This is a genomic window from Chryseobacterium sp. W4I1 (assembly GCF_030816115.1).
Lineage (GTDB): Bacteria > Bacteroidota > Bacteroidia > Flavobacteriales > Weeksellaceae > Chryseobacterium.
This window is the reverse complement of record NZ_JAUSXQ010000001.1, coordinates 2,724,820-2,750,471: the sequence shown is the minus strand read 5'-3', so window position 1 is coordinate 2,750,471 and position 25,652 is coordinate 2,724,820. Positions and strand designations below refer to the sequence as shown.

At 37.0% G+C, this 25,652-nt stretch carries 23 protein-coding genes and 1 riboswitch; of the genes, 17 read left to right on the top strand and 6 right to left on the bottom strand.

The window, feature by feature from the left end:
• Positions 1–28 precede the first annotated feature (28 nt).
• From QF044_RS12720 to QF044_RS12710, 3 genes are all read right to left on the bottom strand, one after another.
• Positions 29–1,075, bottom strand: a complete 1,047-nt coding sequence (locus tag QF044_RS12720) for a hypothetical protein (RefSeq protein ID WP_307267796.1) — start codon at positions 1,073–1,075, stop codon at positions 29–31.
• 12 nt (positions 1,076–1,087) lie between these two features.
• Positions 1,088–2,929, bottom strand: coding sequence for a TonB-dependent siderophore receptor (locus tag QF044_RS12715; RefSeq protein WP_307267793.1), 1,842 nt, complete (start codon positions 2,927–2,929; stop codon positions 1,088–1,090).
• Between the two features lie 31 nt (positions 2,930–2,960).
• Positions 2,961–3,137, bottom strand: a riboswitch (cobalamin riboswitch).
• A 190-nt stretch (positions 3,138–3,327) separates the two neighbouring features.
• Positions 3,328–3,810 (bottom strand): cytidine deaminase, encoded by a 483-nt coding sequence (locus QF044_RS12710; protein ID WP_307267790.1) that lies wholly within the window; start codon positions 3,808–3,810, stop codon positions 3,328–3,330.
• Between the two features lie 100 nt (positions 3,811–3,910).
• On the opposite strand from QF044_RS12710, the gene namA reads away from it, so the two are divergent.
• The 12 genes from namA to QF044_RS12650 all read left to right on the top strand — a co-directional run bounded on the left by namA (position 3,911) and on the right by QF044_RS12650 (position 17,178).
• Positions 3,911–4,963 (top strand): NADPH dehydrogenase NamA, encoded by a 1,053-nt coding sequence (gene namA / locus QF044_RS12705; protein ID WP_307267787.1) that lies wholly within the window; start codon positions 3,911–3,913, stop codon positions 4,961–4,963.
• An 8-nt stretch (positions 4,964–4,971) separates the two neighbouring features.
• Positions 4,972–5,265 (top strand): DUF2752 domain-containing protein, encoded by a 294-nt coding sequence (locus QF044_RS12700; RefSeq protein WP_307267784.1) that lies wholly within the window; start codon positions 4,972–4,974, stop codon positions 5,263–5,265.
• Positions 5,266–5,449: 184 nt separating this feature from the next.
• Positions 5,450–5,854 (top strand): type VI secretion system tube protein TssD, encoded by a 405-nt coding sequence (gene tssD / locus QF044_RS12695; protein WP_307267781.1) that lies wholly within the window; start codon positions 5,450–5,452, stop codon positions 5,852–5,854.
• Between the two features lie 157 nt (positions 5,855–6,011).
• Positions 6,012–7,943, top strand: coding sequence for a type VI secretion system Vgr family protein (locus QF044_RS12690; protein ID WP_307267779.1), 1,932 nt, complete (start codon positions 6,012–6,014; stop codon positions 7,941–7,943).
• 1 nt (position 7,944) lies between these two features.
• On the top strand, positions 7,945–8,115 hold the full coding sequence (locus tag QF044_RS12685) for a hypothetical protein (RefSeq protein WP_157963379.1): 171 nt from the start codon (positions 7,945–7,947) through the stop codon (positions 8,113–8,115).
• Between the two features lie 64 nt (positions 8,116–8,179).
• The gene (locus QF044_RS12680) at positions 8,180–9,157 is read left to right on the top strand and encodes a DUF2931 family protein (protein ID WP_307267778.1); all 978 of its coding nucleotides are present in this window, start codon (positions 8,180–8,182) and stop codon (positions 9,155–9,157) included.
• A 39-nt stretch (positions 9,158–9,196) separates the two neighbouring features.
• Entirely contained in the window at positions 9,197–10,612 is a 1,416-nt protein-coding gene (locus QF044_RS12675; protein ID WP_307267776.1) for a DUF2235 domain-containing protein, read from the top strand.
• A 121-nt stretch (positions 10,613–10,733) separates the two neighbouring features.
• Positions 10,734–11,774: a LysM domain-containing protein gene (locus tag QF044_RS12670; RefSeq protein ID WP_307267774.1), complete on the top strand. Its 1,041-nt coding sequence runs from the start codon at positions 10,734–10,736 to the stop codon at positions 11,772–11,774.
• Between the two features lie 17 nt (positions 11,775–11,791).
• Complete coding sequence (locus tag QF044_RS12665; protein WP_307267771.1) at positions 11,792–12,835, top strand: hypothetical protein; 1,044 nt, start codon at positions 11,792–11,794, stop codon at positions 12,833–12,835.
• 2 nt (positions 12,836–12,837) lie between these two features.
• Positions 12,838–13,326 carry a DUF4280 domain-containing protein gene (locus QF044_RS12660; protein ID WP_307267770.1) on the top strand — a complete coding sequence of 163 codons (489 nt, stop codon included), beginning with the start codon at positions 12,838–12,840 and terminating at the stop codon, positions 13,324–13,326.
• A gap of 1 nt (position 13,327) precedes the next feature.
• Positions 13,328–16,135 (top strand): OmpA family protein, encoded by a 2,808-nt coding sequence (locus QF044_RS12655; RefSeq protein ID WP_307267766.1) that lies wholly within the window; start codon positions 13,328–13,330, stop codon positions 16,133–16,135.
• A gap of 11 nt (positions 16,136–16,146) precedes the next feature.
• Positions 16,147–17,178 carry a hypothetical protein gene (locus tag QF044_RS12650; RefSeq protein WP_307267763.1) on the top strand — a complete coding sequence of 344 codons (1,032 nt, stop codon included), beginning with the start codon at positions 16,147–16,149 and terminating at the stop codon, positions 17,176–17,178.
• A 297-nt stretch (positions 17,179–17,475) separates the two neighbouring features.
• Here the strand turns inward: QF044_RS12650 and QF044_RS12645 are convergent, their stop codons facing one another.
• From QF044_RS12645 to QF044_RS12635, 3 genes are all read right to left on the bottom strand, one after another.
• Positions 17,476–19,002 carry an endonuclease gene (locus tag QF044_RS12645; protein ID WP_307267761.1) on the bottom strand — a complete coding sequence of 509 codons (1,527 nt, stop codon included), beginning with the start codon at positions 19,000–19,002 and terminating at the stop codon, positions 17,476–17,478.
• A 235-nt stretch (positions 19,003–19,237) separates the two neighbouring features.
• Positions 19,238–19,765 (bottom strand): DUF4136 domain-containing protein, encoded by a 528-nt coding sequence (locus QF044_RS12640; RefSeq protein ID WP_307267758.1) that lies wholly within the window; start codon positions 19,763–19,765, stop codon positions 19,238–19,240.
• A 1-nt stretch (position 19,766) separates the two neighbouring features.
• The gene (locus QF044_RS12635) at positions 19,767–19,949 is read right to left on the bottom strand and encodes a DUF5522 domain-containing protein (protein WP_048502239.1); all 183 of its coding nucleotides are present in this window, start codon (positions 19,947–19,949) and stop codon (positions 19,767–19,769) included.
• Positions 19,950–19,989: 40 nt separating this feature from the next.
• Here QF044_RS12635 and QF044_RS12630 point away from each other — a divergent pair, with 40 nt between their 5' ends.
• From QF044_RS12630 to QF044_RS12610, 5 genes are all read left to right on the top strand, one after another.
• The gene (locus QF044_RS12630; RefSeq protein WP_307267755.1) at positions 19,990–20,316 is read left to right on the top strand and encodes a hypothetical protein; all 327 of its coding nucleotides are present in this window, start codon (positions 19,990–19,992) and stop codon (positions 20,314–20,316) included.
• A 334-nt stretch (positions 20,317–20,650) separates the two neighbouring features.
• Positions 20,651–21,562: a 1-aminocyclopropane-1-carboxylate deaminase/D-cysteine desulfhydrase gene (locus QF044_RS12625; protein WP_307267752.1), complete on the top strand. Its 912-nt coding sequence runs from the start codon at positions 20,651–20,653 to the stop codon at positions 21,560–21,562.
• A 16-nt stretch (positions 21,563–21,578) separates the two neighbouring features.
• A complete protein-coding gene (locus QF044_RS12620; protein ID WP_307267749.1) occupies positions 21,579–22,640 on the top strand; it encodes a glucosaminidase domain-containing protein in 1,062 nt (353 codons plus the stop codon).
• Positions 22,641–22,710: 70 nt separating this feature from the next.
• Positions 22,711–23,994 carry a glutamate-1-semialdehyde 2,1-aminomutase gene (gene hemL / locus QF044_RS12615; RefSeq protein ID WP_307267746.1) on the top strand — a complete coding sequence of 428 codons (1,284 nt, stop codon included), beginning with the start codon at positions 22,711–22,713 and terminating at the stop codon, positions 23,992–23,994.
• Between the two features lie 259 nt (positions 23,995–24,253).
• Positions 24,254–25,585, top strand: a complete 1,332-nt coding sequence (locus tag QF044_RS12610; RefSeq protein ID WP_307267743.1) for an amidohydrolase — start codon at positions 24,254–24,256, stop codon at positions 25,583–25,585.
• Positions 25,586–25,652 lie beyond the last annotated feature (67 nt).

Below are 25,652 nucleotides of genomic sequence, written 5' to 3'. Positions count from 1 at the left end.
TTATAGATAATACCGAAGTATTAGTTTCTTAGTTTGCGTAAACTGAGTTTGAGCCTATACCTGCAGTGAATGATCTGATGATCCCTCCTGTAGTAGCGCTGTACACCACAATTTTGCTGGCCTGTGTAAATCCGTTGGAATCCGAAGTGAAAATCTTGTCATTAATTACACTGAATCCATATAAAGCAGAAAAATTATCAACACTGTTCGCTACCGTAAATAGAGGTGATGTAGGTACCCCTGTAGCGCTCATATCCATTGCATATACATTTTTTCCTGAAGAGAAATAAAACTTACCGTTTGAAATTTCAAGATTGGTAGCATTGGCAATACCTGTTAAAGTAGTGGTCTTCGTAATGCTTCCTGTGCTGGAGATCTGATAGATATAAGAATCGGCAGTTCCCGCAGCGATAGCATAAACATTTTGGTTATTAGATATGATCTTATTGATATTTCCGCTTGGTAAAGTGATCGTAGACTGAACGTTGTTCGTAGAAGTATTGATGTACGTGATCTTATTTCCAAAACCGAATGATGCGTTCTGCACGAAAATATTATTTCCGGCCTCTACTATTCTTTCAACAGCATCAGTGAACGGGATTTTTTTAATAAAAGAACGGTCAGAAAGCTTATAGATGCTTACAAACTTGTCACCTAGATATTTATCATTTGTTACATAAATATTGTTGTTGGCAAAAGCCATATAACGGGGTGTATTAAGTTCTGCTGTAATTTCGCCATTTGCTTTAAAATTATAACGGTTTGCGATTTGAATTTTATTAGAGTTGTTCAATAGCAGGTAAGCATTCTCACCGTTGAAAGCAATCGTCTGCAAAACATCACCTAATTTCGCACCTCCGTTGTTAAGAGAGAAAATATTATCCTGTTTCATGTTTAAATCTGCCGTTACGAAAGTTACATCACCTTCAGGTTTACCGAAAGTCCCTTCATTAGCGATTAAATAGCCATTGCCATAGAATATTTCCTGCTCTTCAATACTGTCGCTGCTACAGGACACAATGCCCAAAAGAAGTGCAAAAGCAAAAAGAAAATGTAGAATTTTGTTCAGTTTCATAATATTTTAAGTTTAAAAATTAATGGTTGCATAAATACTGTAGTTTCTCTTCGGCATCGGGTAAAGAGATACCGTTTGATAAACAGTATTGGTAAGGTTGTTTACCTTAAATCCTAACGTGTACTTTTTAAAAAGAGCGGCAGAAATTCCTGTATTTAAAATAAAATAAGGATCAATAGCTGTAGATCTGTTCTCATCCGTAGAAGTATAGGTAAGACCGTTGAGCAGCCCTTGTACATAAAGCTTAAAGAAAGAATACCCGTATTCTATATTTCCGACAGCTTTGTGTACAGGAACATACATCATCTGCATTTGAGTGTCCTTATTGATTGATTTTGAGTACGTATAGCCTCCATCCAGTCTCAAAGCATGTTTCCCAAACTTTTTGTTCCAGGTAATCTGCGATTCCAAACCATAAGATTCAGATCGGTAGGTATTGACTGGCGCCCAATATCCATACGGTGTAGGAAGCCAGGTAATCAGATTTTTGACGTCCATATAATACGGACTTAATGTAATTTTAAAATCTCCCAGACTGAACTCATGGTTCATATCAATATTCATGGAAGTCTCAGAAAGTAAATCCAGGTTTCCGCCCGGCTGCCAGTAAAGATCATTAAATGAAGGAAATCTGAAGTTTCTTGAAAAATTTACCCCTACATGATACCATTTCACAGCATCCCATTTTCCGGAAAAAGAATAAAGCAGCGGAGAAGATATATCCTCCACAAAATCTTTCTTGATTCCTGCTTCAAAACGAAGATCTTTCGTGGCAAAATACCTGATCAAACCGGCTAAAGATCCCACATTTCTGCTGATAGATCCAATTCCTGATTCATAGCCTTTACCTTTATTGACCTGGAACTCTCCAATAGCATTGATATTAATCTTGGGAGTGATGAAATAGTTGAAATCATCTTTGAAAATGTAGTTCTTTCCTGCTGCACCACTTGATTTAGGGAGATTGATATCTGAAAAATATTGAAAATTGTCCTCCGTATAAGCTGCTTTTAAGCTGTTGGAAATATTGCTTTTTTGAATATCCCATGCAATCAGACTTCTTAAAGTCTGCGCATTGTATTTCGTTCTATTGTAATTTTGTTCAAAAACAGGATAGTGCTGTGATGCATCAAACATCTGGTTCTGCCATGAAATGGTCTGATGATCGGCAATCTTATAAGAAGCTCCAATATTTACAGAAGTATTATAATATCTTCCGTTAGTATTATGGAATCCTGTACTTCCCACAACAAATTCAGGAACCTTATAATCATTTTGACTCGTTAAATAACTTCCCGAAACCTTCACACTTAATTGATCATTGCTGAAAGAAGCCTGTGCGAAATTATTATAAGTATCAAAAGAAGCGACTTCTGAATAAACCGAAGCTTTAAAACCCCTGTTGAAATCTAGAATATTATTTAAATGAATACTTCCTCCGATAGCTCCGCTTCCATAAATAACACTTCCTCCGCCCGCTTTTATATCAATCTGATCATAACCAAACAATGGAATATTATTAACGTCTCCCTGACCTAAAAAGCTGGAATTAATGTTGATCCCGTTCCATACAAATGCAGTCTGTTGAGCAGTTGTTCCACGGAATGAAGGGGAAGAAACAGCGCCACGTCCGTTTTCTTTAATATAAATAGAAGATTGAAAGCGTAAAAGTTCAGAAAGATTCGTTGAGTTTTTTTCAACATCTTTTGGGGTAAGGCTTCGTACCGGATGAAAAAGTTTTGCCTTACTCATTTGGCTATCGAAAATGTAAATGGTGTCAACTGCTTTCTCCTGTCCCAAAAGAAAGCTGCCATACGATGAACAGAGCAGTAATAAAGACCTTTTTATATCCATACTATTTTACTTTTCCTCCGAAAGTAATGTGTTTTTTAGTTATAATTCTGGCAGGTCTCCTGACTTTCGCTTTCTGCACCTTCCCGTATGAACAGTGGTTTTTTGCAGAATTTCTTATTGCGATTTACAGTTGCGGGGACAGTTTGGGCCTTTCACCCAATTCCCTATTATTTCCAAAATGCTGGAAACCAAAATTTTTGCAAAGATATGTTTTTAAATCAATTGTACAAAAAGGCAAAAAATTCAATTTTGAAAGTCAATTGTGAACGGTGGATTTTTGCTCAGTAACGAAATTTTTTAAATGAATAAATTTCAATAATCCTTTAAACTAAAAGCACATTCTTTTAAATTCACTATTCACTAGCAAAGCAAAAATTCACCATTCACAAATTCTGTCTTTACAAAAACGTAGAATCGAAATAAAACGGCAGCAGATCCTTGATTGAATGCACCTTCACCACTTCATCATTCATGCTTGAAAAATAAAGATCAATATTCTCATGCTGTTTCGTCTCATATTCTATTAAGCTTTGTCGGCAGGCTCCACACGGTGGAATCGGAGGATTTTTCTCATGGAATTCCTTAGGCCCTCCCACTACAAAGATCTTCTTTACTTTTACATCCGGAAAATTTGCTGCTACCCAGAAAAGAGTTGTCCTTTCCGCACATAATCCTGAAGGGTAGGCCGCATTTTCCTGGTTGTTTCCGGAATAAATTTCACCATTTTCCAGTAAAACAGAGCACCCCACAAGGAAGTTGGAATAAGGAGCATAGGCATTTTCACGTGCCTCTTTAGCTCTTTTGAATAATTTTTTCTCTATATCGTTCAGGTCACTGCTATTTTTAAAATGCTCGTAACTGATCTGTAGGTCTTTTTTCATATATTAGTACAACTAAAAAAGGGGGCCAAATGTACCTCTTTTTAATCAGTTAGGCAATATCTTTTTATTCATTGTTAAATTAAAAATTCAAAAAAATAAGATGCTATATACATCAATACCATTCAGAAATATAGAATTAAAAAACAGGTGGGTAATGTCTCCCATGTGCATGTATTCCAGTGATAATGGCATGGCCAATGATTTTCACTTTGTACACTACGGAAGCCGTGCACAGGGGGGAACAGGTCTGGTTATGGTAGAAGCCACCGGAGTAGAGCCGCGCGGAAGAATTACCAACCACTGTATGGGAATCTGGAATGATCAGCAGGCTGATGAACTGAAGAAAATTGTGGATTTTGTCCATTTACGTTCAGAAAGCAAAATTGGGATTCAGCTCGCTCATGCCGGAAGAAAAGGTTCCACCTGGAATAACCTGCAGATCCCGCTTGAAGAAGGTTGGGAAACTATTGCTCCAAGTGCTATTCCTTATCATCCTTCCGAACGAATTCCCCATGTGCTTACGGTTGAAGAAATTAAAGAGCAGGTGCAGAATTTTAAAGAAGCTGCCAAAAGAGCTGTAAAAGCAGGGTTTGACATTATAGAAATTCATGGAGCGCATGGATATCTTATCCACCAGTTTTTGTCACCGCTTTCTAATATCCGTACAGATGAATATGGAGGAAGTTTTGAAAACCGGATTCGCTTCCTGATTGAGATTGTGGACGCTGTTAATGAATATTTAGATGACAATACAGCACTGTTTGTAAGGATTTCCGGAACTGAATACGCTGACAACGGATGGAATATCAATGACAGTGTCGAATTAGCCAAAGTTTTGAAAGAACATTCCGTAGATCTGGTAGATGTATCAAGCGGAGGAAATATCCATGGGGCAAAAATATCCGTATTCAATGGTTATCAGGTTCCTTTTTCGTCCCAGATAAAAAATGAGGCAGATGTGAAAACCGGAGCTGTAGGAATGATCACCACAACAGATCAGGCAGAGGAAATCCTGCAAAAAGGTGATGCAGACCTGATATTTGTAGCAAGAGAAATCTTAAGAAACCCATATATTGCTGTTCAGGGGTCATTTGAAAAGAAAGAAGATTGCTTCTTTCCCCACCAATATACAAGAGCGAAAATTTCATCGTAAATTTCAAGATGAGTATTGAAGACTTTATGCTGACCTGCCCAAGCAGAAAATTTTTAGGAATTGAATGCCTGGGATGTGGAGCCCAGAGAGCAGTAGTACTTGTTTTTGAAGGAAAGTTTTCAGAAGCTTTTCATCTTTATCCGGCTGTTTATACACTGCTGCTGTTTCTGTTTTTGTTAGGGCTGAGTTTTGTAGATAAAAAAAGAAAATACGGGAGTTTGCTAATGATTATAGTAATAATAAATCTCATTATGATGATTGTATCTTACTATTATAAACACTTTTACATTCATTCTCATTAGAAAATACATTTAAAAAATGATGTATATTTTCAATGGGTATATAGAAATGACAGAAAAAAAGTCGTAGAATTACTACAAAATATGAAACTGTTAGATAAAAACTTTTTAAATTAGAGCATGAAGTATATCTTTGTTAGACAAACTTTATGAATAGAGTAATCATTAATGATTAAAATATTAGAATATGGCAGGAAATTCAAGAGGAATCTTAAAATTCAATGGAGGAGAAGGACAAAAACTTTTAAAACTTAATTATAGTGTATCTAGATCTACAGATGTTTCAGGACGTGTAGCGTCAGATCCGTCAAACGCTTTAATCAAAGTAACAGTAGAAGCAACTGAAAAATCTGATATCCTTGAAAGTTTACTGAACGGGAAATATAAACCGACCAATGGTGAGGTTACTTTCAATAAATCTCATGAAGAAGGAACACTGATCACCCTGAAATGGGAAAACGGATATGTGATCCAGCATGAAGTGGATTTTGATGCTGTAGATAGCAACAGTATGCTGGTAAGCTTTGTAATAAGCGCAGAAAGCATTACTTATGGAAACTCACTTTATGATGGATTCTGGCCTTTAAGCTAGACTCCGAATAGTACCAATACAAAGAGACTGTCCCTCAAGACGGTCTTTTTTTACCTGTTGTGAATGCTATTATTCTGCAAGGAGTTTTTGTGTATTTTCAAAAATTCCCGATTGGATGAATAATATCCACATTTTAACACAAATCACTTTATAAAATATGTCAACTACACCTGAAAAATCAAAAGGAGCGGCATTTCGTCCGGCACAGAATGCAGACGGCGTATCGGAGAATCATCATACAGGCATCAACCGTCTTGTAAAACTTTCCTTGGTTATAGAAGGAAAAATTATAAAGTTTTATAAGCATTTTAAACTTAAGCAGAGCACTCAGCGTCATCATGAATTCACACTTACTTTAGCCCATGATGCTTTGGGTGACCGCCAGACCCATTCCCTGGAAGATGCTAATAAATTCCTTGGAAAACGGCTTACGGCAGTTATTTCCTATAAAGATATAGAGAACAGTCCGGAGAGGACCTTTGTGGGAATCATAACCGGAGTAGGATTCAGCCAGGAAAAAATGAGCCTGGGGAATATTGTGCTTACAGGCTTCAGTCCAACCATTTTGTTGGATGGCGCCTCGCATATCCAGAGCTTTGGAGGAAGCCAGCCTGTGAATATGGGAATCATTGCTGAAGAGGTTATCAAGCAGGGAATTGATAGAGGCCGTTTTGATATCAGGGTAGATGCTAATAATTTTTCACAGATTATCTACAGCAGCCAGTATGACGAAACCCATTATAATTACCTGGCAAGAATGGCTGAGGCCTATGGTGAACAGTTCTTTTATGACGGCGAGGTCCTGCATTTTGGAAAACTACCGCCCCAAAATAAACCCATTACACTAACTTACGGAAGCAGTGCCAATGATATTAAAGTTGAACTGAAAGCAGCTCACATAAAGCCCCAGTTTTATGGGTATAATAGTAGTAAAGATGAAAAGCTTACTTCCGGATCTACACCTATTCAGCATGTAAGCGATCTGGCAAAAACAGCTTACGATCACAATAATAATATTTACAAAACTCCTGCGCTAAAAGTAGCACCAATTAAAGCTTCAACTCACCTTGATGTTGAATATTCCCAGAAAAGCGCTTCAGGAAGTGAGGCCGTGAATGTCTTTTCCATCTCAGGAAATACTTCCGTTCCTTTCCTTCATCCCGGATGTATTGCCGATGTTCAGATGCGGAAGCCGGACTCCAATGAGACCTCTTATTTTACCAGAATTATGATCACAGAATCTGAACATGAGATTGATACGATAGGACATTATAAAGGAAGTTTTATAGGAATAGCAGCAGATACAGGATTCCTGCCGAGACCGGAGTATAAAATCCCTAAAGCTGACCCCCAGACTGCAGTGGTTATATCCAATACAGATCCGGAAGGACAGGGCAGGATACAGGTTCAGTTTGACTGGCAGACCAGCGATACCACCCATTTTATCAGAATGATGAGCCCTGATGCGGGAGGAACCGATCAGATCACGCAAAACAGAGGATATGTAGCCATTCCCGAAGTAGGAGACCAGGTGATGGTCAATTTCGTTCACAGCCATCCCGACAGGCCCTTTGTTATGGGAGGAATGTTCCATGGAGGAGTAGCCCTGGGTGGCGGAATCAATAATCACCTGAAATCGATTCAGACCAGAAGCGGGATCAGGATTTTGATGAATGATGAAGAAGGAAGCGTAAAAATTATGGATCCCAGTGGAAACATTTATTTTATGGACGGTGCAGGAAATATCAGCATGAAAGCCCCTAAGAATTTCACCCTGAATGCCGGAGATAATATCAACATCACTGCAGGAAAAGAAATTTCCATCAGTGCCGGAGCAGGAATCAATACTTCTGCCAATGACAGTATTATTTCCACAGCCGGAAAAGATATCGTTCAGACTGCTTCCGGTGATATCCGGGAATCTTCAGACACCAGAACGGAAATGGTGGAAAAAGAATTCAAAAGACAGTCTGAGACCTCTAATGAAATAGCCGGAGAAATATCTATGTTCAGCGAGCTGGAAAACATGACGATGCAGAGCGGCAAGATTGTAGAATTTAACAGTGCTGAAAAATCTAAACTTTTCTGATATGGCGATCATTAAAACAGCTAAAAATATACAGATAAAAGTCACCGACTCTTATCATCTGAATGTTGGCAAAAAGGTTGAGAAAATTGCTCAGAAAATTAATGTTGAAGCTCAGAAAAACAATCTTGTTTTGGCAAGCAATAAGAAAATAATGTCCCATGGAAACAAGTAAACTAAGAATTCTGATTCTTTTTATTGCTGGTAGTTTCTCATTAATTAATTGTCAAAATACAAAAATGGAACAAAAATATACCTGGCTGGGGACCGTCTCTGCACCACAGGAATATCCGATGGAAATTTATAAAGGAGCCATCATTGCAGATGATTTCACCTATGGTTTTGATGCTATTTGGGGTACACAGAATACAGGCTGGGGAAATGAGGGTGGAACAATGAGTGTAGAAACCAGCAAGATGGATATTCCCAATAAACTTGAGTTTACCTGGTACTCTTTGGTAGAAAATAAATTTTATACCGGAAAATGGGATCTGGATAAAGAAAAAATAAAAGATCTTTTTGATAAAGGTTTTACAGATCAGGATAATGGTAAAAAAAAAACGACCTACAGCAATTTTATTGTAGGACTTGCCCCCAAAGGAAGAGTGGTTTTGTGGATCAACGGTCCGGGAAATCAGAAAGAAGTAGGCGTTTTCCAGGCTCATGATACCATTATCACCAAAGAAAAAGCATACGAAAATGCTCAATATATGCTAAAAGAAGGTTTTGCAGACAGAATGCTGAAAGATCCTTTCTATGAAACATTTAAACCCGAAATCAGGGCTAAAATAGAAAAAGAAGGTTATCCCGCTGCAGATATCTATGATGTATACAGAAAAAAATATAACTGGAAACCTGCAGTAATTCTTCCGGAAGGCAGTGAATGGATAGATTTCGGAATGACCAATTATAACGGAGAGCAGGAAAATCTTTTTGCAGAAAGCCTGATTAATGATACTTATAAGCAAAGAGCAGTTCCAAAATTCTGTGGTTTCTACTGGAGGGATGAGAATAAAAACAGATATGCCGTATGGATCGATTCTTTTGATGAAAAAGAAATTTTTGAATTGTTTCAGAAACTTGGAGCAGAAAAAAATATAGATTTTATGATCAAAGTGAATGCAGATAATTCCGGCGCATCAGTATCATTAAAAAGTGAAAAAGAAGAGCTCCCTGTTACCAAGGCAAAGATCAGAGTATCACGTAAAATAGAATAGGCAGTATTTATAAGTATGTCAAAATAATATATAAGAACGATGCACAATAATAAATTTGGAGATTATACCCCGGAAATATCCAAAGAGGAGGTGTTAGACATTACTCTTGGGATGTTTTTTGACGGAACTTTAAATAATAAGACCAATACCATCGAAAGAAGGGAGAAAACCCCTGAATATAAGAAAAATGGTGGATCACCTACTGATAACAACAGTTATAATAATGATTGGAGCAATGTAGCACGTTTGTGGGACAATTATGATAAAAACTTCGGGATTTATATAGAAGGGATTGGAACGCAAGATAAGGAAGAAGATTCTATGCTTGGTTACGCCTTCGGAACAGGTGCTACCGGAATCAGAAGTAAAGTGAGGAAAGGATGTGAAGAGATCGTGAAAAAAGTAAAAAATATCAAAAGCGCTAAAAAAGCTGATAAAATTGCTGTTCTTACTTTTGATGTTTTCGGATTCAGCCGTGGTGCCGCTGCGGCTCGTAATTTCGTCCACGAAATAGGCAAATCAAAATATAAAGCAACTACAACAACCATTTCACATGAAGGAATGACCGTCACCTCCCGTTACGACAGCGATGGTACAGGAGTGGAAGGCGAAGAACTTCCGAAGTGGGGACATTTGGGACTTAAATTACAGGAAGCCGGAATTACAGTAGATGTACTGAAAGTCAGGTTTCTGGGAATTTATGATACTGTTTCCTCTTATTCTAAAAACTTTTCTGCCACACCAAACTTTCACAATGATGTGGAAGAACTTAGTCTTAATGATATTGGAAGAGCGCAAACTGTTATTCATTTTGTTGCAGAAAATGAGCATAGGGAAAATTTTGACCTTACGAATGTGCATGTAGGCATAGAAAAAACATTTCCCGGCGTGCACTGCGATGTTGGAGGAGCTTATGAAGACGGGCCGGAAACCTGGGAAGAACTTGAAACATCCTGGACAACCAGTGCTAAACTAAAGGCATTGAGAAGCCAGCTTATAGCAGAATACTGGTATAGAGATGAGGAACTTACCATTACTCCCGGCTTTTACCTGTCATTAAGAGGAGAACGGAAGATGGTAAAAAAAGCATACAGCTATATCCCTTTACATTTCATGGCGGAATATGGGGTTCAGAAAACAGTTCCCCTGACCTTAAAAAAAATTACCGACGAAAAATATTCCATTTCATCTGATGAGTTATTGGTAAGGGTAAAAAACCGTTTAAGACCTTATGCAATGGGAGATGGAAAACCGTATATCTATAAAAGGTATAAGGATATTGAAACCTCATACGGCGGAGCTTCAATACCGGAACAGAAATATGCAGACTATCAGAGAGAAATGAAAGAACAGGATGACCTGAAAGACCTCCGACATGATTACCTGCACCGTTCAGCCAGAAGAGAAGGAATCGGAATGGATCCAACATCGGACAGGGTAAGAGTGCTTCATTAATCCTTTTTCTTGTCTATAAACACCTGGCAATAAGATCGATATTCTCAGGTATCATCCTGCTAATTTATATAAAGAATTAAATAGATATCCTGAGAGATAACATGAATGCCGGATTATTTTTATGCAGAAATTTAATATACATACCGTTCAGAAAGGAGAGAGCTTAAAAAGCATAAGCTTGTTATATGGCTTAGATCCTGAAGCTTTAAAGTTATTTCATAATAACCACAGTAACGTAAAGGACATGATTCTGATTGAGCTTACAGGTCAGAAAGAACTTTTTCTTCCCAGAACTGTTGTAACGGATAAAAGCAGATTGGTAAAATTCGGCAGGGTAAACAGTTTGGTTTTCCAGCCGGAAAACTCGTTCAGCAGATATGGAACTACAATCACCATTGAAAATGGGGAGTACAAAAACGAACTGAAATATGAAACATCAGTACGTTGGCTGAAAAAGGAGGGGAAGTTTCATTTTTTTGAAATAGACAGAATCTCAAACTTGTATCTGAACGAAGAAGAAGTCAATGAAATAGCTGATTTATTGGCCTACAAAACTTCAAAAGTCTTATATCCTTTACAGATCAGTGTGGATGAACAGGGAAAATTTAATGATGTAGAAAATCTTTCTGTGTTTAAAGAAAGATGGCCTGCCGTAAAGGAAGAGGTTTATAAAGAATTCGAAGGAGAAACGGTAGACAGCTACTGCGAAAAGATAGAAAAAGTAATATACGAACCTGATGCAATTAGTCTCTATCTCAAAAATGATTATTTCATCAGGACCTTATTTTTTGGTATATATAAGAGTTTCGGACAGAATTATGAAACGGATATAGTGGACAGTTTCCCTGTTGTGAACAATCCTGTAGAACCGAATTATGAAATAAAATTAGAAATCGACCCACTGAAAGATGAATATGACCTGGTGAATATAAAAGGAGAAGGAATCTTAAACGATGAAAGGACCATCTATGATTTTATCAATGGAGCTCCGTTTTCGTTTATTATTGAAGATCATCCGGAAATGAATCATAAAGGAAGTTTCAGATTGGCATATTATCTGAACGGAGAAACTTTGCTGTCAGAATCATTGTATTTGGAATGCAGTATAGACCTTGAAAAAGAAAAAAAAATATCAGTAGTCATTGCGACTCTGACAGAGTAATAGAAAAAACGTAAAAAATGAAAATTAAATCCAATCACAAATTATCCATATTGATCTTTCTATTAAGCTTTGGCCTGTATTTTGGGCAAAAAGTGGAGTTTAATGTTCCGAAAGACATCCAAACCTTGCAGAATTCCATTTTTGATTTTAAAAATGATTTCACAAAAGATGAAGCTAAAGCCGCTGCCGCATCAGACACGGATTTCTCAACGACTGTTGAGCTTTATGATTTGAAATATGAAGGAACTCAAAAAAATCCTTATCTGGATTTGGCGTTGAAAACCGGAGCAAAGCCTAAACAATTTATCCAGCAGGCAGTTTGGAACATCAATATGAAAAAGGTTTCTGCTAAAAGTACGAAAATCACCGTTTTTCTTGAAAAAGTAGTGCCGGACAGCTGGTCTAAAAAAGAAGTGGATACAAAACTCACCAAATCCACAGGCAAACTTGAGAAAGAGATCAAAGAATTTCTATTAAACCACAAACCAACAGAACATTCAAATGATCTGGTAGCTGTTGACGCTTCGTCCACAGATGAGGAAACCGAAGCACAGGCAACTGCTCAGATAGCTGCCTTTGAAGCAAAAACCACTCAAAAAAAGACTGTATCTAAAAAATTGCAAAGTCTATTTAGTAAAAAACAATTTGTCGCATTACCTGCCACATCAGGAACTTTTACAAAGCTTTTACAGACAAGTCCAAGTGAATTGGAATGCAAAGATTGCAAAGGCGGGAAATATTCCAACTGGGATTTTGAAGATTTTAATATGATTCATGCCAATATGAATGGCGGGGAAGAGTACTATGCCATTCAGTATTATGGGACAGAAAGCGTTTCAGGATTGCCATTTGGCTTAGTATTCAATGACAGCTCACCCTCTGAGTGTAAGCAAAAATTTGCACGGTACAATGCACAGCTCTATCAGACAACGGTAGATACCGATGAAAATTCAGCCAGAGCATTAACTGTTGTTACTTTTAAAATGAATTCCTCTTTTGTTCGTCTTGAATTTGGGAATCAATATTTAACCAGACTAGTTGTCTCAAATAAAGAATTGTAGCCATGGCAGAAAAACATATTGTAGTACAGGGTGCTATGTGCAAATGCCAGTTCGGACAGCTTCCGGACAAGCTTAAAGTACTCTCACACCAGAAAGAATACGCTAATGATAAAAATGCTTCACAAAAATTAATTGTGACCACAAAGGAAATTGGAGCGGCTACATTTGAGAAGAATACATTCGGTAACTGTATGAAAATTGTACCGCCGCCACCCTGCAAAATCATGGTGACCGAGTGGAAAGATTTTTATGAAAAAGTTCAGCTTAATAACGGAGGATATATCATTCTGGAAACTAGCAAGGCTATCTGTGCCATTGCCGGAACACCGTGTATTGAAATCATAGACCACGGGCAGAGAGCAGAAGCCAGCCCTCAAAATTTCAAAAACGCTGATAAAGATGTTCAGCAGCAGATCAATCCTTTGGTAGATATAGAAAGTATAGGGAAGGAAGAAGCTACCGATGAAGGAGTAACCATTAAAACAGAATAATATGGCAAAAGGAGTCAAGAATTTACGGATGATTGCCGGAAAATATTACGGAGCAGAGGATTCCCTCACAAAAAGTGTTGTATTGGTGGCTGGCACAGAAGCTTGTATTGTTGTTGAGAATTGGTTGAAAGATACTTCAGATGCCGAGAAAAAAGGCCTTGTCACATGGTTTTGGTACAGTCCGGATAAAAAGATCCTCAAAAAAGAACCCGGAAGAAGGTTTAAAGTATCAATTCCTAAAAATCTGTGTGGTTCATACACCTATTATTTAGAAGCCAGCCTTTCTGGAAAATGCGATTTCAAATCTGGAATCTATGTGAGAGGGAAAAGCGAACCCCTTATTAACAAGAGTAAGTGGTGTGTAAAGAATGACGGTGAAGATATGAGAAAAAATGAATTCTCATTTGGTGATAATGTATTCTTAGGACTTGAAACGGAAGGGCTTAACGGTAATTGGGTGACGATAGAAGTATATTGGTTAAATGACGAAATTACCCTGGATAAAGCAAAACGAAGTGTTTTTGACAGTAAATATGATCCTAAAGCCGATGATAAACTCACAAAGGTCTTCGAAAAAGAAGCTTTGGTTATTAAGGGCGAAATTAATACAGATTTTACCATTCAGCATTCATGGAAGAAGGGAGAATTCAGTCATAAGTTTTACATCAGGGTTCGAAATGGGAAAAATTATGTTTTAGATACAGCTAAACAGGATATCCATGGACGTTTTTTAAGAGTTAAAAACAATATGGTTCCCGTAAGAACAGATATAAAGATCCTCAATAATAATGCACCAGTCAAAGTAGGAGAGTTAGAGAAGAAAGTAGACTCTATATCCACGTGCCGTTTCAAAGTGATCAAACTTTCAGAAAGGAATAAAACAATAGAGCTTTTCAATGAAGGTAAATTCATTAATAGAATGGATCCTACCAGTAAATTCTATACGATCCGGGACATTAATTATGATTATGACAAGTCGAACATCAGATCCGATGCCAAACCTGTTTTAGATGAAATTGTACAGTTTCTCACGAAGCTGATGCCTTACGTTCCTGTTGAATTAGGATCTCATACGGATATCAGGGGAACCGACCAATACAATATGGCACTTTCCGAGAGGAGGGCGAAGTCTGTTGTGGATTATCTTGTTAAAAAAGGAGTAGACCGCGGAAGAATCCATGCTAAAGGGTATGGGAAAACCCTTCCACTGCATGCCGGTGCCAATATATCAGAAAAAATGCATGAACTTAACCGGAGAACGACCATCAAGTTTCTCATCAGCGATAAAGATGCATTACCAATAGAATATTCCATGATCGCTCCGGATATAGATAAAGCATTACCTGCACCCATCACTATTGAAGGTTTTTCCAGAAAAGGATGTTATCATCACCCGGAAAAACATAAATGGGAAATGAAAGTGATAGATGGTTTTAAATCTGAAAAAACATTTCCTCTGAAAGAGGGATCCAATACCATAAATTATAAGGTATACAGTGCAGCTCCTAAGCTCAGTGACTTTTTATACTCATTTTTTTTAGGAAGCAGATTTACCCACCAGTTTTTCATTAACTCATGTGCATACTATTCTAAAACAGATAAGAAAGAACCTAAACCAACTCTTCTTTTAACCACTTATCCTGATGCTGTTCTTACACAGAATATCAGAATGAGCTATACCCAGCCCTATTTCTGGAACGGGGTCCCTGTCGAACTTGTTGATAATTTTGAATGGCTTGATGAGGCGATGGCTTCTATTCAGCAATGTGTAGAAAGTCTTAAAGCGTTTTCCAAAAAAGAGGTCAATGAACTATCTGATAAAATATTTGAATTCATAAAAGAAGAAACTCATAAATTCGCATTGGGTTTTCATTTTATCTATAATTTCGGAGATATAGAAAATAGAAAGTCTCCAGCCAAAACTTATGATTATACGAATGAAAATCGTATGCTTACTGCAATAGCATTGATTATAATGTATATCATCGAGATTGCAATTATTCTTTTAATAATATGGTTTACACGCGGTAAAGGAGCTTTTGGAAGAATCAAAAAGTTCAGAAAAGTTTTTAAAGCAGTAGACAAACTTGATGATTGGGGCTTTGAGATAATTTATCCCAAATTAGCTGAAAACAGAAGCATGTATTTCGAATCTTCACTTGGCAAAATATCCAGAGTTATAGAAATAAATAGTAAGGCTGATCCATTAATTGGTGTTTCTTATGAAAAAGAAGTAAGCCTTCTTGAGCTGGAAGGTATCACCGAAAAATTAAAAAAAGTTTTAGATGATGATACTTTAGGCAAGACCAAACTGAAATTTGAGTTTGAAGGAAAAGTATTCTGTGAGTTTAATGTGAAAATAAACCTGGGATCAAAAAAAATCTTCGTAAAAGACTTTTTGTATGGCCTTAACAGTACTTCAGGGAAATTAACGGCAGGTGTAGGTATCGCAGCTGGGGCCTCTCTAAAAGGATTCAGTATAAAAAAGGAAAAATCATTTCGGATTTTACCGGTATTTCCTCCTACGAACATTAAACTGGAGGCTAAATTAGATGTAGAATTGGGAGGATATATGACCTATTCCCGCAGCTATGGAATGGATTATAACGTTAAAGGGCTTCCTACCGGTGTCTATTACCAGGATATTATTTTCTTCTCGGGGCTTACAGGAACGGTTCACCAAAAAATCTCTACAAAAGTGGAGGATGAAACTGTTTTTGATACCAATTCTCAGGATAAACCGGAAGCTTTTACGTTGATAAAAGGAGATACTTATACTTTCGATAAAGTATATTTGTTTAAAATATGAAAATTTAAAATATGAAAAATATTTCGTTAGTCCTTTATATGACGATAATGAGTATCATCTCATGCTCACAAACTGATAAAACAAAACAAACCGAAACAAAAATGAACGAGCCAATATTGACAGCCGATAACTATATTCCAACAATGCTTAAAGAAATAAAACACTTCCCAAAGGAGCCTGTTTATCAGGTATATGTTAAAAACTCTTTATGCCTATATGAAGTTTTGGTCAATGATTATCCTGTTGCAAAATCATTTAGCTACGCTCAGGAAATGACTCCTTATGATATTAATAGTGCGATACTCCAAAGCGGAAAACAGAAAATAACATTGCGTATATATCCTGCACCGGAAGAATACAGCAGATCAGGAGATGTGTTCTCACCCAGTACTTCATGTAAACTGGAAATAGAAAGTGTAGACAATAAAGATCCCAATTATCCAGCCACTCCCGTTGCAGAATTCAAGCTTCCAACTAAAATTAGAATGGCAGGGCAGAATAAGGATGTCGAGATACCTGAATTTGAAGGAGAAGGCAAGAAGTTCTATGAAATAACTTATGAATTTGAAGCCACGGTTCCTTATAAAAATGAAGGCTGGAGTAAAGGGCAGGATTTAAATAAATTGGACCGTAAAAAATTAGAAGAAGCCACTCTGAAATTTTATCAGAATCAATGGAGTTTATATAAAGGTAAAAATACAGACAAAGTATTTTCATTTTTATTTCAAAAAGAAAAAGAAACCACGCAGGCATCTTATGATGATGAAAAAAGATTGCTTAAAATAAAGGACGCTTATATGAAACCCTTTACGATTGGATCTTTCGTTTTAGAACCCATTCAAGATTATGATTTCAAAATTTTTGGGAATGGAAAATTAATTTCCTTACAACAAAAAAGTACAGACCCAAGATTAAGATCCAATTCTGCATTATGGGGGAAATATAAAAATGAAAAAGGAAGTACAATCGCCAACTTTAGAAACTATTATTTATATCTGCCTGAAGGTAAGAAGCTGGAAGACGGTCTTGAAGTCATTAGGTAATCTCCAACTCAGAAAAACAGTATGATGGCGTTCAATTTTAATACCTTTTGAGATTCGAGCACGATCTTACATCTCATCCCGAAACTGCCGAGCGATGTTTGCACCGATAGTACTCCTGATTCCAATATCGGTTATAGGCTGTATATTCAGAAAACTTATCACCAAAATGTTCACAGACTGGCTAAAAGTCGGTAAGGAAAGAACAATTCACATAGTTAATTGAAAAATTTACATCAAAAAAATAAAAAAGCCGGTTCAAAAATATTGAACCGGCTATATATTATCGTTAAAAGTCAATTACTTCACAATAAATTTAAGCATGTTTTCATCAAGTTTTAAAAGGTAAATTCCTTGTAACAGATTTCCGGTTTTTATAGAATTTCCGTTTTTAAAAGGACTGTTAATCGTCTGAAGTGTTCTCCCCTGAAGATTAATAATCTCTGCTTTTTTGATATTCTGCGTATTACCTTTTACAAAAATTTCCTGTCCTGAAATCGGGTTAGGAGATATCTGAAGTTCCTGAACTGTGATTTCATTTGCTGAGACCTTTTGAGCCATTCTTGCAGTTCCTGAATAACATGTCCATTTAAGATCATCAATAGCCACTCTGTTGCTTGATGAGTTGTTAACAAGACTTACTGTAACATTCCCGGAGATATTGATATTATTGATTGTTGTAGTGGCAGCAGTAGCACTGTAAGGAATCGTTCCTACCGTTGAACCGTTTACTTTTACATCAAAAGTTCCGTTGGTTCCCGAAAACTTAAGCTGAGTCGTTACAGTTAGTGATCCGATACCATTCGCTGAACTTCCTGAAGTTAGAGAACCATTTCTCACTGTAATTGCTTGACCATTGATCGTTTGGTCAGTTCTTGCATCAGTAGCAGTCCATGAAATACCACTTCCAGTCCATGTTCTTGTTAAATAAGAAGCACTGCTGGCAGTAGGAATTGTTCCGAAAGTTTCATTTACACAGTCTGTACCCGGAGTAGGCGTTCCAGGATCAGTTCCAGGATTGGAAGAACCCCAAATCTGACTTACATAATTAGGATTGTCAATGAATGGGTTTCTGTTACCCTGATAAGTGTACGATGCATTATTTCTATTGATTTCTGCCGGAGATACAGGATCCTGATTGTGCCATGCCAGAAGAACATTCAGCTCCCAGGTCTGTAATCCCGGGAAAGTTGAACTGCCCAGCATATTCCCTGAAGAAAAAGAAGAAAGCTTGCTCTGATAACGGGTTACAAAATAAAAGATCATTCTCGCCACATCACCCTTAAACTCATCAATCGGTTCAAAAACAGTTCCTGCATATCCCGAAGACGAAGAACTGCCCAGCTTTGAGCCGTTTTGAGAAGTAAATGTAGCTGAACCTACCTTCCCGAAGGGATAATTACTTCTCATCCCGTTTACCTTTCCGTCGGTAGCTCTGATGAAATGAATATCCGAAACCATAGGAGCAGCTTCACTGAATAAACTTTGAGGAACGATATGCTCCCTGTTATAGCAATTTCCCTCCGTAGAGTACGTTCCGCATTGGTTCGTACCAGGCGTATATTTGTAAGGATCGGTCGCGGAAGGCCTTTCAGAATAAATATCCATAATAGAACCGTCATTTTCATAGTTCTTATCAATATCAGTCGTTTTATAACCTGTCCAAAGTCCGCTATAACCTTTATCCTGATGTCCGCTGGTGATGATTGAGCTTAATGCCGTTTTCAGTGCAGCACCGGTAAGTCCGTTCGCTGAATTGTAATAGCCTGCAGGAGCCTGAGCATTGGCAAACCCGGCAATTACAGTACATAAGAGAATTTTTTTCATACTAATAAAATTTTTGTAAGAATACTATATTTTTTACAAATAAGAAATTACATTACTGTTAATTTTAAATGTATAACATGCAGTTTAGCTAAGGAACAGGAATAGATCACATTAAGCTTATAAACATTTTTAAAATCATTAAGAATTAAATTGCCCTAATGGATTAAAGTAAAAATAAAAATCCGGAACAGAAAAAGCTGTACCGGATTAATTATGTGATAGTTGATTTAAATAATTATTTTCTCTGAGGTGGATAGTTTTTCATAATCTCAGCCATGATCTCAGGAATTTGTCTCTGTTTAGCTTTAGGAGAATCTACGGAAATTCCGCTTCCGATACCCTGCCAAACCAGTTTATTCGTTTTTGAATCAATAAGATCTACAATCAGTGCACCTTCGTTATAGTTGCTTGTCCATGTTCTGCTCATGCCGACACCCCATCCGAAAGGTCCGCCCCATCCCCACATTCCATAAGGAGAGCTGCTGTTGATATCCGTCACTTTTTTATGGTTGGCTTTAACATTGACAATCAGATCAGGATTTTCTCCTGACTGAAGACCCTTAGTCTGCAGCTGTTTCGATAACTCGTTCAATACTCTGTCTTTATCAATATCATTCAGTTTCAGATCGTCAATTCTGATCTTATAAGTTTTATAAGTTGTGAAATTGGCGGTTTCTGCATAGTCTGAACGCACCTGGAATGGACTGCACGATGTAAGGCCTAATGCAGCCGCTGCTAACAAAATAAAAATATATTTTTTCATTTTATTTATTTTTTTTATCGTTTTTAATAAATGTATCAGTCTTTTTATCGTACCCGTAAGGACAGTGCCTGCAGCCACTTTTACAGCAATATCCCCTTTTCAGATGGAATTTTTCTGTAAAAACCTTGTATCCCTGTTCATTGTAGTAGAAATCTTCACCTTCTTTGATGTCATATTGGGCCATAAGTTAAATCGCTATGTCAAAAAACTTTATATTTGTTAATATGATAATTATATGCCAAAAGCCATTAAGAAAATTAAAAATTAACGGCATTGCTCTTTTTCCCTTTATCTTCATTAGGAAACCCGAAGATAAGGAAAATAAAATACTTATCAATCACGAAAAAATTCATTTGAGACAGCAGCTCGAAATGCTCATTATTTTCTTTTATATTTTTTATGTCATCGAATATTACTACTGGTTTTTCAAACTTAAAAACAGTGATCTTGCCTACAAAAGAATCTCCTTTGAAAGAGAAGCCTACACAAATGAACGGAATCTGAATTATCTGCAAAAAAGGAAATTCTGGAACTTCAGTAAATATTTGTAGAGAATCAAGAATCAAGAATCAAGAATCAAGAATCAAGAATCAAGAATCAAGATTTTTGATAAATATCAATACGGAACAGGTTTTGAATCGTTTGTGAAAATAAAATCCATTCATTAGCTTTAGCCAAAAACCTAAAAATTAAAACACAATTTCACAATATTCCCACAAAAATATTTAGCATCTAATCTGTGCAAATCTGTGTCATCTGTGGTTAAATAATTAGCCTCAATTTTATTTACAATCTAACTAAAGAAAGTAAATAACCTTCCTAGATTACATAAATTAAAAGAAAGTAAATCTTTTACTAATTTTGCAGAATAGTTAATCCATAAAAATGCTTTTAAAAGCTCCGGCAGAACCTATTCCCATTCAGGAAATATCTATTCCTCATCAAAATATAAAACTCTTCGTCAAAAGAGAAGACCTTATTCATCCCCAGATTTCCGGAAATAAATACTGGAAACTGTTCTATAATATCAATCACTACCTGGAAAAAAGTCATGAACCTCCCTATATTATTACTTTTGGGGGTGCATTTTCCAATCATATTGCTGCAGTCTCTGCGGTTGGAAACCTTTCCGGTATTCAGACGTTGGGAATCATACGGGGCGAAGAGCTCAAAGACAAATGGAGAGACAATCCAACATTGATTTTTGCCAAAAGAAACGGCATGAATCTGAAATTTGTGACCCGTGAAGAATATCGGCATAAAGAAAAATTAACCGAATTTTTGCAGAATGAATTTCCAAATGCTTTAATAGTTCCTGAGGGTGGAACCAATGGAGAAGCCGTAGAAGGCGTAAAAATGATGCTCAATGATCAAACAAAAGATTTTGATTATCTTTGCACCGCAGTCGGAACTGGAGGAACGGTTGCCGGAATTGCAAGATTTTGTGAAGAAAATCAGAAAGTTATAGGATTTAAGGTTGTTAATGATACTTCACTGGGGAATAAGATCTTAGAATTAACTTCCGAAAAGAATTTTGATCTAATAGATTCAAGCTTTGGAGGTTATGGTAAAATAAAAGATGAAAACATCCGTTTTATCAATGATTTTAAGGAACAATACGGTATTCCTTTGGAACCGGTATATACAGGAAAGATGATGCAGAAAGTTTTTGAACTGATCAATGAAGGTTATTTTCCTGAAAACAGCAGGATTTTGTGTTTCCATACCGGCGGATTGCAGGGTATTGAAGGAGCCAATCTGCTTTTAGAAAAACAGAATAGAAATTTAATTATATAAGTAAAAATTGAAAAACATGAAAAGACTTTTCTTACTCGTAAGCCTTTTAGTTTTATCAAAATTCTCGGCCCAGACTTGGGCTACTGAAGACCAGTATATTCAAAAATTTGCTAAATATGCGGTAGAAGAGATGGAAAAATATAAAATTCCAGCTTCTATTACATTGGCTCAGGGACTCTTAGAGACCGGAGGCGGGCAGAGCAGGCTGGCTCAGGAAGGCAAAAATCATTTTGGAATAAAATGCAAGGAAGACTGGACCGGCAAAACCATGAAGCATACCGATGATGCTCCCAATGAATGTTTCCGGGTGTATGAAGACCCACGACAGTCTTATGAAGATCACTCCATTTTTTTATCCACAAGAAAATATTACACCAGCCTTTTCAATCTGGATATGAAAGATTACAAGGCATGGGCCTATGGACTTAAAAAAGCAGGATATGCTACCAATCCCCGGTATGCTTCGATCCTGATCACCAAGATTGAAAAATACAGACTCTATGAGTATGATAATACCAATTCCGGAGAAGTTCTGTATGCCGTTCTTAGAATGTACCCCGACTTAAAAGATGACCGGTCGTTTATGGCGCAGCTGGAACCTTCGAAAACATATACAAAGAAAGCTAAAGATCCTGTTACCGTAGAAGTTCCTTACAAACAGACTTCATATGCACAGCAGCAGAAAAGAGTAGAAAGGATCAAGACAAAGGCTGAAATTCTTAATTCAATTCTTATTAAAAGCCATCCCAATGAAGGCTTAAAATATATCGTTATACCTGAAGATACGAACGTAAAATTCATTGCAGATAAATTCAAGGTAAGCGAAAGCAGGCTGATTAAATGGAATGAGCTTGACAGTGATATTCTCAAGAAAAATGATATTGTCTTCCTGGAATCTAAAAATTCTACAGGAAATACAGCCATCTACAAAGCCGAATCCGGTGAAGATATGCACGATATTGCTCAGAAATTCGGAATCAAATTAAATAAATTATATGCTAAAAACAGAATGGATGAAGGACAGAAACCATCTGCAGGCCAGCTGATTTATTTAATTGATAAAAAACCCAGAAACTAATTTTTTTGTTGCAGTTTTTTGATTGTAAGTTTTAGTTAACAATCAATAAACTTTCAACTTCCACTAACATATGAAATACCAAAGAAGTTCGGCTTTATTTGATGAAGCCTACAAATACATTCCTGGAGGAGTAAATTCTCCGGTCAGAGCATTCAAATCAGTAGGAGGTGCTCCTGTATTCATGAAATCTGCAAAAGGGGCTTACCTTACAGACGCAGATGATAATATATATATCGACTATATTAATTCATGGGGACCGGCTATTTTAGGACATACCCATCCTGAAGTGCTTGAAGAACTGAAAATGCAGGCTGAAAAAGGCTTCTCTTTTGGAGCACCTACAGAACTGGAAACAGAAATTGCCAAATTCATTATAGAAAATGTTCCGAATATTGATCAGATCAGAATGGTTTCTTCAGGTACAGAAGCCTGTATGAGTGCTGTAAGGTTGACAAGAGGGTTTACAAAAAGAGATAAGATCTTAAAATTTGAAGGCTGTTATCATGGTCATTCAGATTCATTTCTGATTAAAGCGGGAAGCGGTGCTGCTACTTTTGGAAACCCAAATTCTCCTGGAGTTACAGAAGGAACAGCTAAAGATACTCTTTTGGCTCGCTACAACGATTTTGAGCAGGTAGAGGATCTGTTTCGCCACAATCAAGGAGAAATTGCCGCTGTTATTATTGAGCCCGTTGCCGGAAATATGGGCTGTGTACTGCCCGAAAATAATTTCCTTCAGAATTTGAGAAAAATCTGTGATGAAAATGGAGCTTTATTAATCTTTGATGAGGTGATGACTGGTTTCAGATTGGCTTTCGGAGGAGCTCAGGAATTGTATAATGTAAAAGCAGATCTTGTTACTTACGGAAAAGTAATCGGTGGTGGCCTTCCGGTAGGAGCTTTCGCAGGTAGAAACGAAATTATGGATCACTTAGCTCCAAAAGGAGCTGTTTATCAGGCAGGAACCTTAAGTGGAAATCCATTGGCGATGAGAGCCGGATTGAAAACACTGGAGCTTATCAAAAATGATCCTGAATTCTTTAACAGAATCAATAAAACTGCAGAAACACTGGATTTTGGAATCGGTAAAATTTTAAATGAAAAAGGAATTCCCCATAAGATCAACCGAAAAGGATCTATGATGTCTGTATTTTTTCACACCAACAGAGTTTCTGATTTTGATGAGGCACAAGCTTCCAATCATTCTTTGTTTAATAATTTCTTTCACCAGATGCTTCAGAATGGAATATATCTTCCACCAAGCGGTTATGAAACCTATTTCATCAGTGATGCCATCAAGGATAAAGAAATTGAAATGACGCTTGAAGCAGTAAGAAAATTTGAATATTCTTAAGATTTAAAATATAAAATTAAAAAAGACCGGATTGATGATCTGGTCTTTTTTATTTCCACCAAAAGATTAAGTAACGCACGAGTTTTAGAATTTTTAGAGAATAGAAATCATTTTTAGCCGAGAATTTCAGTCTTGAATTTAGTTTCTTTTGTTTCAAGATAAAGAAATTAAGCCATCCAATAAATCATACACATATTGTAATAAACCGTACACACCATTGATTCAGTTTATCTTTATTTTTGTCATAAATAGATTGGAAATGAAGACTTCAGACCAGACAATATCCCGTAAAGATTTTATCAGAAATTCAGCGCTGGCAGCGGCCGGACTCACTTTAATACCTAATATTATGGCAGCATCTCCGTTTTTTGATAAGCAGAATATTTCAGAAGGAAAATTAAGGCTTAAGAATGTCCGTCTTGAAACCGGTTTTGAATATGATGAAGGAGAAGTAACGGCTACTACAACCGATCTGTTTTATATAGAAATTGAAAACGGAAAGATCAAAAGTATGGCTCCGAATCAGCCAAATGCAAAAGCAGTTGATGCCAGAGGAATGCTGATGCTCCCTGCATTTAAAGATATGCATATTCATTTGGATAAGACGTTTTATGGTGATAAATGGCAAGCGGTCAGAAAAAGAACCGGCGGTGTAAAAGGCATGATCGCACTGGAACAGAAAATGCTTCCGGAAATGCTGAAGAATTCAACCTTCAAAGCAGAAAAGATGATTGAATTGCTGCAATCAAAAGGAACCTCTTTTGCAAGAAGTCATGTCAATATTGAGCCCACTTCAAAATTAGACTCGTTAAAAAATCTTCAGAATGCGTTAGAAAACAAAAAGAAAAGTTTTGGATCTGAGCTTGTGGCTTTTCCGCAGCATGGTGTATTTTATACGGATTCTGTGCCCTATCTTAAAGAAGCGGCCCAAATGGATATTGATTTTATCGGTGGGGTAGATCCGTTTACGATTGACGGAGCCATTGAGAAAACAATTGATTTTACGGTTCTATTAGCTTTAGATAACAAGAAAGGAATTGATATTCATCTTCACGAAACTGGTGAATCTGGATTAAATACCGTAGAATATCTTATTAAGAAAGTGAATGAGAACCCTTCATTAAAAGGCAAAACATACCTGAGTCACTGCTTTATTTTAGCAAAATTAGACAAAGTAAAACAGGAGGAGGTCGCTGAAAAATTGGCTGAGGCCCAAATAGGAATTGTTTCCACGATTCCCTTCGGAAGTCTTGTAATGCCGATTCCCACCTTGTATAAGCATAATGTAACGGTATTGACAGGCAACGACAGCATTGTAGATCACTGGAATACTTTCGGAACAGGAAGTGTACTGCAGAAAGCGAATCTGATGGCGCAGCTGTACGGTTATTCTACAGAGTTTTTACTGTCAAGGAGCCTCAAGCTGGCTACCGCCAATGTACTTCCGTTAGATGACAAAGGAAATCAACAATGGCCTAAAGCCGGGGATCTGGCAGATTTTGTACTGGTCAATGCAAGCTGTTCCGCAGAAGCTGTTTCGAGAATTTCAGATGTGAAATCATTGGTTCATCAAGGGAATGTAGTTTTTTAAAACCACCTCCATCAAAGGTGGAAATTTGGATTTAAGATTCCCAATGAAAACATGATTTTCAGAAAAA

What these genes read in the sequence shown, in the direction of transcription:
- QF044_RS12720 (WP_307267796.1), bottom strand. Translation starts at nt 1,075, where the DNA reads ATGAAACTGAACAAAATTCTACATTTTCTTTTTGCTTTTGCACTTCTT.
- QF044_RS12715 (WP_307267793.1), bottom strand. Translation starts at nt 2,929, where the DNA reads ATGGATATAAAAAGGTCTTTATTACTGCTCTGTTCATCGTATGGCAGC.
- QF044_RS12710 (WP_307267790.1), bottom strand. Translation starts at nt 3,810, where the DNA reads ATGAAAAAAGACCTACAGATCAGTTACGAGCATTTTAAAAATAGCAGT.
- namA (WP_307267787.1), top strand. Translation starts at nt 3,911, where the DNA reads ATGCTATATACATCAATACCATTCAGAAATATAGAATTAAAAAACAGG.
- QF044_RS12700 (WP_307267784.1), top strand. Translation starts at nt 4,972, where the DNA reads ATGAGTATTGAAGACTTTATGCTGACCTGCCCAAGCAGAAAATTTTTA.
- tssD (WP_307267781.1), top strand. Translation starts at nt 5,450, where the DNA reads ATGGCAGGAAATTCAAGAGGAATCTTAAAATTCAATGGAGGAGAAGGA.
- QF044_RS12690 (WP_307267779.1), top strand. Translation starts at nt 6,012, where the DNA reads ATGTCAACTACACCTGAAAAATCAAAAGGAGCGGCATTTCGTCCGGCA.
- QF044_RS12685 (WP_157963379.1), top strand. Translation starts at nt 7,945, where the DNA reads ATGGCGATCATTAAAACAGCTAAAAATATACAGATAAAAGTCACCGAC.
- QF044_RS12680 (WP_307267778.1), top strand. Translation starts at nt 8,180, where the DNA reads ATGGAACAAAAATATACCTGGCTGGGGACCGTCTCTGCACCACAGGAA.
- QF044_RS12675 (WP_307267776.1), top strand. Translation starts at nt 9,197, where the DNA reads ATGCACAATAATAAATTTGGAGATTATACCCCGGAAATATCCAAAGAG.
- QF044_RS12670 (WP_307267774.1), top strand. Translation starts at nt 10,734, where the DNA reads ATGCAGAAATTTAATATACATACCGTTCAGAAAGGAGAGAGCTTAAAA.
- QF044_RS12665 (WP_307267771.1), top strand. Translation starts at nt 11,792, where the DNA reads ATGAAAATTAAATCCAATCACAAATTATCCATATTGATCTTTCTATTA.
- QF044_RS12660 (WP_307267770.1), top strand. Translation starts at nt 12,838, where the DNA reads ATGGCAGAAAAACATATTGTAGTACAGGGTGCTATGTGCAAATGCCAG.
- QF044_RS12655 (WP_307267766.1), top strand. Translation starts at nt 13,328, where the DNA reads ATGGCAAAAGGAGTCAAGAATTTACGGATGATTGCCGGAAAATATTAC.
- QF044_RS12650 (WP_307267763.1), top strand. Translation starts at nt 16,147, where the DNA reads ATGAAAAATATTTCGTTAGTCCTTTATATGACGATAATGAGTATCATC.
- QF044_RS12645 (WP_307267761.1), bottom strand. Translation starts at nt 19,002, where the DNA reads ATGAAAAAAATTCTCTTATGTACTGTAATTGCCGGGTTTGCCAATGCT.
- QF044_RS12640 (WP_307267758.1), bottom strand. Translation starts at nt 19,765, where the DNA reads ATGAAAAAATATATTTTTATTTTGTTAGCAGCGGCTGCATTAGGCCTT.
- QF044_RS12635 (WP_048502239.1), bottom strand. Translation starts at nt 19,949, where the DNA reads ATGGCCCAATATGACATCAAAGAAGGTGAAGATTTCTACTACAATGAA.
- QF044_RS12630 (WP_307267755.1), top strand. Translation starts at nt 19,990, where the DNA reads ATGATAATTATATGCCAAAAGCCATTAAGAAAATTAAAAATTAACGGC.
- QF044_RS12625 (WP_307267752.1), top strand. Translation starts at nt 20,651, where the DNA reads ATGCTTTTAAAAGCTCCGGCAGAACCTATTCCCATTCAGGAAATATCT.
- QF044_RS12620 (WP_307267749.1), top strand. Translation starts at nt 21,579, where the DNA reads ATGAAAAGACTTTTCTTACTCGTAAGCCTTTTAGTTTTATCAAAATTC.
- hemL (WP_307267746.1), top strand. Translation starts at nt 22,711, where the DNA reads ATGAAATACCAAAGAAGTTCGGCTTTATTTGATGAAGCCTACAAATAC.
- QF044_RS12610 (WP_307267743.1), top strand. Translation starts at nt 24,254, where the DNA reads ATGAAGACTTCAGACCAGACAATATCCCGTAAAGATTTTATCAGAAAT.